Source organism: Gammaproteobacteria bacterium, from assembly GCA_016765075.1.
In the GTDB taxonomy this organism is placed as follows: Bacteria; Pseudomonadota; Gammaproteobacteria.
The window spans coordinates 1-7224 of the sequence record JAESQP010000135.1 but is presented as its reverse complement, the minus strand read 5'-3'; the positions used below and the strand labels follow the sequence as shown (position 1 = coordinate 7224).

Genomic DNA, 7224 nt, shown 5'->3' with positions numbered 1-7224 from the left:
TGTCAAGCACGGGGCAGGCTCCGTGCTTGACACGGGGAGGTACTACAATAAAAGCAGAAAAACCCGCCATTAAGATATTAACAATCTCTTTTGATGAACACGCCACCTGTACGGGCACATTAAACAATTTTAGATCAAGATTTAACATTAGCTGGCCAGTTTAAATTGTACTCAACATATCGGTAGAACTTAAGCGTTCTTAATTTAAATTTAATAAAAAATAGGGTTTTTAACTATAGCAGAGAAATAAACAACAACAAAAAAAGCCGCACCACCTAGCGGCAGCACGGCTTTTAATCTCTCTTAAATTATCAGAGAGTACATCTAAAAAACAAGGGTAATGTTATACCTTATCCTTACAGATAAGGATTATATCTATAATGGAACCTTTTATGTACTTTATGTATTTTATGATTTAATTTTCTATTTCCATATCTATGTGCTTGTCCGTGTATTTTATGTATTTTATGGTGTGCCTTTTTAATATGACGTACTTTTTTTGCTTGAGCAGAACCCGAGTTTGTATACGTTGCTTGTGCAGGCATACTTAAAATCAATGGTGCTACATAAGCAGTCGCTGCTGCAATTTTAATAAACTTGCGACGACTTGAGCCGTCTACTTTATTTTTCTCATCCATAGCTTTACTCCTACTTAGTGCTAACAAAATAGTGGCTAATGAACTAGTTCAAGCTTGCGCAGTTGCACAATGGCATTGTGCACATCACTAATCGCCACGCTTTGATCAATGGCGAAGTGACGTACCAGCTCGTCAGCAATAAGAAGGGCTGACTTTTCACCGTCACAATGTGACAAAATAAGACTGGCTGTTGCGTTTAACTGGTGAATTTGATCGTTATTCTGGTCAAGCACCACCATCTCATCACCTACTGCCTGAATGGTAATTCCATCACGTTGTTTCGGACACATAAGGCCACCTTCAATTTTCGACTATTACATCATCATAAGGCAAACTTAATGCCATTCAATAGAAACTAATTTAAGCTATTGTTTTTATTGATAATTTAAAAACAAAATAGCTGGCTGTAGAGGCTAATTGTAAAGTATTTCGAACACGCACATTATGGCTAAACCCTTGTTTTTAATAGACATCCAATAAAAACAAAGGCTAAAAATCGTTAACATGTAACAACAATATGTAAAGATTGCCGACACTATTCCGCTACCGATATAGATAATGCCTATACAATGACTTAATAACTTAATTGTCTGCCGTCACGCCTTATTCATAAAGGAGTGAGCCTAATTAAAATAAAAATACCTAAAAATTATATTAACTATTATGGATAACTCATTATTGCTAGTAACATCACTGGCGCGCTCCTATCACACCGATACATTGCTTGACGAGCTCAATGCACTGCTTGAGCAAAAAGTAGACTGGCAACAAGTAGCGCGGCTCATTCGGTCTCACCGTGTCAGCGCCTTATGCTTGCAAACACTGCGCAAAATCCATCATGAGGCTGTGCCAGCAGAATTATTACAAACATTACAAGATGACTGCTCAGAAAGTACACGCAACGCCCTGGTGCTAATGAGCGCGCTGCAACGGCTTGTGCAACTCATTCACTCTACGGGGATTGCAGTGATTTGTTTCAAGGGCGTCGTTGCTGCGCAACTCATCTACGGTCAGCTATCGATGCGCAACTTTAGCGATATCGATCTTTTTGTCCGGCAATCTGATCACCAGCGCACCGAACACCTGCTAGTCGAAAATGGCTTTCGCATTACCCACCGTTATGACAACGCCTTTCAATCAGGTCTACGTGACGAGCAGCGACGGGTTAACGTTGACTTACATTGGGGCATACCACCGAGCGAACTCAATTTAGCCTTCCACCTTTTGTGGGATGACATATCAAGCATCAATATTGGCAATCACGCTATACCCACTTTCAGCTTACCCGACACCATCATTCTCACCGCCGTCAACGCAGTAAAAGAATATTGGGATGCACGCTTATACCGCTTCTGTGACCTTGCCGAACTCATTCAGGGTCACCCACATCTGGATTGGAATGGTCTTTTCAGGCGAGCTAAGCAACTGGGTTGTCAACGCATGCTCTATGTCGCATTACTGATTGCCGAAAAATTGCTCGGTGCACCACTGCCACATGATGTCGCTACCACATTGAGCAAGCACCAAGACCTTACCCCGCTCATTGATGAAATCATGGCTCAAATTGAAGTCGCCCATTTAACAAGCAAGGATGATGGCTACCATCAAACACGGGTGATGAAATCAGACAAGCACTTTTTCATGCAACTACAAGATTCTGCTTGGTGCCGTTTTCACTACTGGTGGCGCTGGGTAACCACCCCAAACGCCGCCGATCGACAATTTATACCGTTACCCCGCGCGCTAAACAGTTTGTACTGTCTGATTCGCCCCCTGCGCCTCTTGCTGCAACGGACAAAAGGCGCGTAACGCTACTATAAATCTTAATAAGTGCTCTCGAAACGAAGACAGCGCTCTTGTAAGTCGCTAAAATCACCTTCATAGTCTAAGGTAAGAAACGACGAGACCTACAATGCAAACACCCAACACCACAGAAACCCTGACCATTGATATCGAAACCGTACGTAAGCAATTATTTGATGCCGTGCGTAACTATCCTGACGCACAACAGTATTTTACTGGGCACAGTGAAAACAGCGAGGTTCTCGCGCGCTTATTTGATATCTCCCTAGGTGATTTCCCAGACTCCGTGCGCATGCAGTCGTGCTCGTATATCGCCGAGTACCCCGCCGCAATGCTACAAAATTACGAAGAAGACCTACTCGACCTGCAAAACGAAGGCTGGCAATGGGTCAGCGATCATGCCATCACTGCGCTGGCCAAAATAAAATCGCCACGCGGACTTAAATACTTGGTTGAACAACGCATCGTACCGAAACTCAAACTCGAAGGTGAGGCCTTAAGCAATCACCTTTCCGAGCTGCTAACTAAATCACCCTGAGCTACAAGCGTTGCACAAAGATGACACACGAGCCAAACACCATGGAGTGAAACATAATGCGTTTGTTAATTTTTACACGAATCAGACCCCTATTATTCCTATGTCTCGGTATCTGCCTGTCTACCAGCGTATTCGCCAATGATTGCCATACAGAGGGACAATGGCTTATCCCAGGGTCACAGCACCCCGTGTCAAGCACGGGGCAGGCTCTGCAAAAACGTAAGGGTGCCTGGAAATTTATCAGTACGGCCGAACTCGCGCCCACCCTGCGCAATCAGCAAGTCGTGCTACTTGGTGAACAACATGATATTGCCGAACATCACCGTTGGCAGCTACAAACGGTTAGCGCCCTCTTTGCACTAAACAACGAACTGGTGTTGGGTTTTGAGATGTTTCCACGTCGCGTACAGCCTGCGCTAGATAAATGGGTAGCAGGCGAACTCAACGAAGCAGAATTTCTTAATCAGTCAGACTGGGACAAGGTATGGGGCTACGATGCCGCGCTCTATATGCCGCTGTTTCATTTTGCCCGCATCAATAAAATCCCCATGCTGGCGCTGAATATTGATCGCTCTGTCGTACGTATTGCCAGTAAAAAAGGCCTGAACAAAATGAGCATCGATGAACGCCAGGGCGTGTCACTGCCAGCACCTGCATCGGCAGACTACCTGAAACTGCTTGCCAACACCTTTAACGGACACGGGCATCCTAAAACTACTACAGGGCATATCTCCGTCGAGGCCACCTTAAAAAACGAGCACTTTTTGCGCTTTGTCGGGGCTCAACAGCTTTGGGATAGAGCCATGGCAGAGCAACTTGCCAATGCCGTACTGACCAACACTGTAAAATCTAAAAATGGTCAATCAACAACATCGAAGCTTGTCATCGGCATCATGGGCACAGGCCACATCATCGAGCGCTTTGGTGTACCACAGCAACTGGCTGACCTTGGCATTAGCAAAACACAAGTCTTGCTGCCAGGTAACAGCGACACGCCTTGCGCCGAAATCACTGCTCGCACTGCGGATGCCGTATTCATCCTGCCGACTTACGAAGAATTAGCGCCGGCTATAAAGCCCCTATTAGGTGTCCACTTACTGAATGAACAAGGCGCTATTAAAATCAGCCAGATCGTCGAAAAAAGTATTGCTGAGCAAAGCGGTCTTAAACAGGGCGATACCTTTATCCGCCTCGCTGGCAAAACAATCGGCTCTGTTAATGATGTCATTAATACCGTGCAAGCGATGCCTGCTGGCACCTGGCTGCCGATAACAATAGAGCGCGATGGTAAATCACTCGAATTGGTGGCAAAATTCTCCATTGAAGACAGCGAACAATCTCATTAATTACTGTCAAAACTAGCGCTAGCTCACTCATTAAATATGACCGCTTGAATATGAATAGGCTCCACAACAAACTTTCTGAATCTGATGCAAACATGGACACAGACCTTACCAAGTTCCTGCAACAACACCCTGACTATGCAACGAGCCAAAAAATTGACCAGCTGCGCATACGTGAGTTTTCCCGTCTGCAAAACAGCAGCGAAGTCTATCTCGACTATACCGGTGGTGGCCTCTATCCAGATAGCCTGATCGATGAACATGCAGAACTGTTAAAAGGCAACGTCTTTGGTAACCCGCATTCGCACAATAATTCGTCTCAGCGGGCATCGTTATACCTTGAGCAAGCTCGCCAAGACGTACTCACTTATTTTCGCGCCAATGCCAACGACTACTTAGTTATTTTCACCGCAAATGCCAGTGCTGCGATTAAATTAATCGCAGAGAGCTATCCGTTCGATAACCACAGCGAATTATTATTAACCGCAGATAACCATAACTCAGTACAAGGCATACGCGAATTTGCCCGTAGTAAAGGCGCATCAATTCGCTATATAAACTGTCAAGCTAATACCCTACTGGCTGAGAACATCAAGCCTTATATTGATTCAAGCGAGGCCACATCAGCGCGACTGCTCGCCTTTCCAGCACAATCTAATTTTTCTGGCGTACAACACCCTTTATCATGGATAGCGCAAGCCAAACAAGCAGGTTACGACGTGTTGCTCGATGCCGCGGCCTTTGTTCCCAATAACAGGTTAGACCTAAGTCAAGTTGCACCTGATTTTGTTAGCATCTCGTTTTATAAAATGTTTGGTTACCCAACTGGCGTCGGAGCATTAATTGCGCGACGCGACACGCTAACCAAATTAAGACGCCCATGGTTTGCCGGTGGCACAGTTAAAATCGTCTCTGCCATTGCTGACTTTTACAGCTTGGCCGACGGCGAGGCCGCGTTTGAAGAAGGCACAGTCAATTATTTAAATCTACCCGCAGTCAGTGCTGGCCTTAAATTCATGCAAGAAATCAATGTCAATACCATACACCAACGCGTCATGGCACTGACCGATCATTTATTAAGCGCCATGCAATCGCTAAAACATGATAATGGCCAAGCTGTCATCGAACTCTATGGCCCTAAAACCACTCGCGACCGCGGTGCTACCATTGCCTTTAATTGTCTTGATATTAACGGGAATTACATTCATTACGACAACATTGAGAAACTGGCAAACCACCATAACCTCGCCATTCGTTCTGGTTGTTTTTGCAATCCTGGCGCAGGTGAAAGCAGCCTGAGACATACTGTCGAAACTATTAATTTATGTCGAGAACGTCTCAATAGCCCCCAACAACAACCCCCTGCCCCGGCAAACTCGTCATTTAATCTGACAAACTTCCAACAGTGCATTACCTCTCAGGGCAAAGCCACTGGCGCCGTACGTGTCTCACTTGGTTTAGTCAGCAACTTTGACGACAGCCAGAAATTACTGCATTTTTTACACAGCCTGATAAATCAATCCGCACAAGAAATAGTAAAGCAGGTCTAGACCAAACCGGGACCAGAGATCAATGGGGTCAGAGGAGATCAATGGGGTCAGAGTAGTTGATCCTAGATCAATGGGGTAGATCAATGGGGTCAGAGTAGTTGATCCTCAACATCCACCCTATATTGCTTTGATTTTCTATCCCCGCCACGAGTTAAGGGCGCTGCACGGCGCCCTGTTTGTGATTCAATTTGCTTTTTAAAGTGCTCTTCGCCAAGCACCCAGGATTTGTTTGTCGCCTCTCTAATCTCTGTCAAAGTGACGCCAGGTAAATGTTGCTCAAATAATGCTCGGTATACTTCTCGCCTGCCTTCGTCGCTGGCGCCTAATGCTTGGTAGCAAGCGTGTGGTGTTATTAGCTCAATTGCTTTGCCCAGCGCATTCCTTTGATAGCTGGACCAGGGGTAACCTGATGGATGATCAACCATTTTCGCCCTGACAGGATTGAGCTCGATATATCGACTGACCGTTAAAAAATACCGCTCAGAATCAATTAACGATGATTTATATCGCCCTTCCCACAAAGTGCCTGTTCTTTTGTAGGTTTGGTTCACGTAACGGACATAGTAGCGACCAAGGTCTTGCATCAAACGGCTGATTCCCTGAGGCGCTTGCGGCGTCATTAGCAAATGAACGTGATTAGTCATTAAAATGTAACTGTGCACATGCACGCCTTGCTTGACGCTGTACTCCTTTAGCTTGTCAAGATAGACCGCGTAATCCTGATTATCAAAAAAACAAGCCTGGCGGTTATTGCCTCTTTGAACAACATGCTGAGGAACTCCTGCCACACTGAGCCTGGGAAGCCTGGCCATTACACCACTCTGGTTTTATGTCTATAAGATCAAAGTATGAACGAGATCAAATGCAGAATCAATTACTCTGACCCCTTTGATTAGACCCCTTTGATTATGCCTTTGATTACAGCCTGATAAATCAATCCGCACAAGAAATAGTAAAGCAGGTCTAGGTAATCGACATCAGTCAACAGGGGTGAGCCCTGATTACTCCTAATCCATTGAACTGGCTAGGTTCACTTCAACCCTTTAAATTAACCCAGTTATCTAAACGCAAAGCACTAACACGCTCGAATTCACGAAAATTATTGGTAACCAGTATCAACCCTTCACTCCTGGCATGACCAGAAATATGCAAATCGTTGACACCAATCGTCATTCCCTGGCGTTCCAAATCGGCACGTATATCGCCATAATGTGCAGCTGCTTTAGCACCGTATTCCAGCACCTCTAATCGAGACACAAAATCTTCAACTTGACGTAAATTATCTTCCTTTCGAGCGCTTTTTTCAGCACCATGGAGTAGCTCAGCTAAGGTAATCGAACTAATACACATTT

Annotated in this window: 8 protein-coding genes; 4 read left to right on the top strand and 4 right to left on the bottom strand. The window is 45.1% G+C overall.

The genetic code is table 11. The annotated features are described in order from the left end of the window. Nucleotides 1–356 precede the first annotated feature (356 nt). Nucleotides 357–638: a hypothetical protein gene (locus JKY90_08010; GenBank protein ID MBL4852206.1), complete on the bottom strand. Its 282-nt coding sequence runs from the start codon at nucleotides 636–638 to the stop codon at nucleotides 357–359. Between the two features lie 35 nt (nucleotides 639–673). After that, a complete protein-coding gene (locus tag JKY90_08005; protein ID MBL4852205.1) occupies nucleotides 674–928 on the bottom strand; it encodes a PqqD family protein in 255 nt (84 codons plus the stop codon). A 373-nt stretch (nucleotides 929–1301) separates the two neighbouring features. Here JKY90_08005 and JKY90_08000 point away from each other — a divergent pair, with 373 nt between their 5' ends. The 4 genes from JKY90_08000 to JKY90_07985 all read left to right on the top strand — a co-directional run bounded on the left by JKY90_08000 (nucleotide 1302) and on the right by JKY90_07985 (nucleotide 5872). Further along, nucleotides 1302–2447, top strand: coding sequence for a nucleotidyltransferase family protein (locus JKY90_08000; GenBank protein ID MBL4852204.1), 1146 nt, complete (start codon nucleotides 1302–1304; stop codon nucleotides 2445–2447). A 103-nt stretch (nucleotides 2448–2550) separates the two neighbouring features. After that, on the top strand, nucleotides 2551–2979 hold the full coding sequence (locus JKY90_07995) for a hypothetical protein (GenBank protein MBL4852203.1): 429 nt from the start codon (nucleotides 2551–2553) through the stop codon (nucleotides 2977–2979). Between the two features lie 188 nt (nucleotides 2980–3167). Beyond that, a complete protein-coding gene (locus tag JKY90_07990) occupies nucleotides 3168–4325 on the top strand; it encodes a ChaN family lipoprotein (GenBank protein ID MBL4852202.1) in 1158 nt (385 codons plus the stop codon). A 50-nt stretch (nucleotides 4326–4375) separates the two neighbouring features. Then, complete coding sequence (locus JKY90_07985) at nucleotides 4376–5872, top strand: aminotransferase class V-fold PLP-dependent enzyme (GenBank protein ID MBL4852201.1); 1497 nt, start codon at nucleotides 4376–4378, stop codon at nucleotides 5870–5872. Nucleotides 5873–5961: 89 nt separating this feature from the next. On the opposite strand, the gene JKY90_07980 is transcribed toward JKY90_07985, so the two are convergent. Both JKY90_07980 and JKY90_07975 read right to left on the bottom strand, forming a co-directional pair. After that, nucleotides 5962–6684, bottom strand: coding sequence for a transposase (locus tag JKY90_07980; GenBank protein ID MBL4852200.1), 723 nt, complete (start codon nucleotides 6682–6684; stop codon nucleotides 5962–5964). 223 nt (nucleotides 6685–6907) lie between these two features. Beyond that, a partial coding sequence (locus tag JKY90_07975) for a PIN domain-containing protein (GenBank protein ID MBL4852199.1) occupies nucleotides 6908–7224 on the bottom strand: 317 nt, incomplete at its 5' end.

Coding starts and splice junctions, on each gene's coding strand:
- JKY90_08010 (MBL4852206.1), bottom strand. CDS start 638: ATGGATGAGAAAAATAAAGTAGACGGCTCAAGTCGTCGCAAGTTTATT.
- JKY90_08005 (MBL4852205.1), bottom strand. CDS start 928: ATGTGTCCGAAACAACGTGATGGAATTACCATTCAGGCAGTAGGTGAT.
- JKY90_08000 (MBL4852204.1), top strand. CDS start 1,302: ATGGATAACTCATTATTGCTAGTAACATCACTGGCGCGCTCCTATCAC.
- JKY90_07995 (MBL4852203.1), top strand. CDS start 2,551: ATGCAAACACCCAACACCACAGAAACCCTGACCATTGATATCGAAACC.
- JKY90_07985 (MBL4852201.1), top strand. CDS start 4,376: ATGAATAGGCTCCACAACAAACTTTCTGAATCTGATGCAAACATGGAC.
- JKY90_07980 (MBL4852200.1), bottom strand. CDS start 6,684: ATGGCCAGGCTTCCCAGGCTCAGTGTGGCAGGAGTTCCTCAGCATGTT.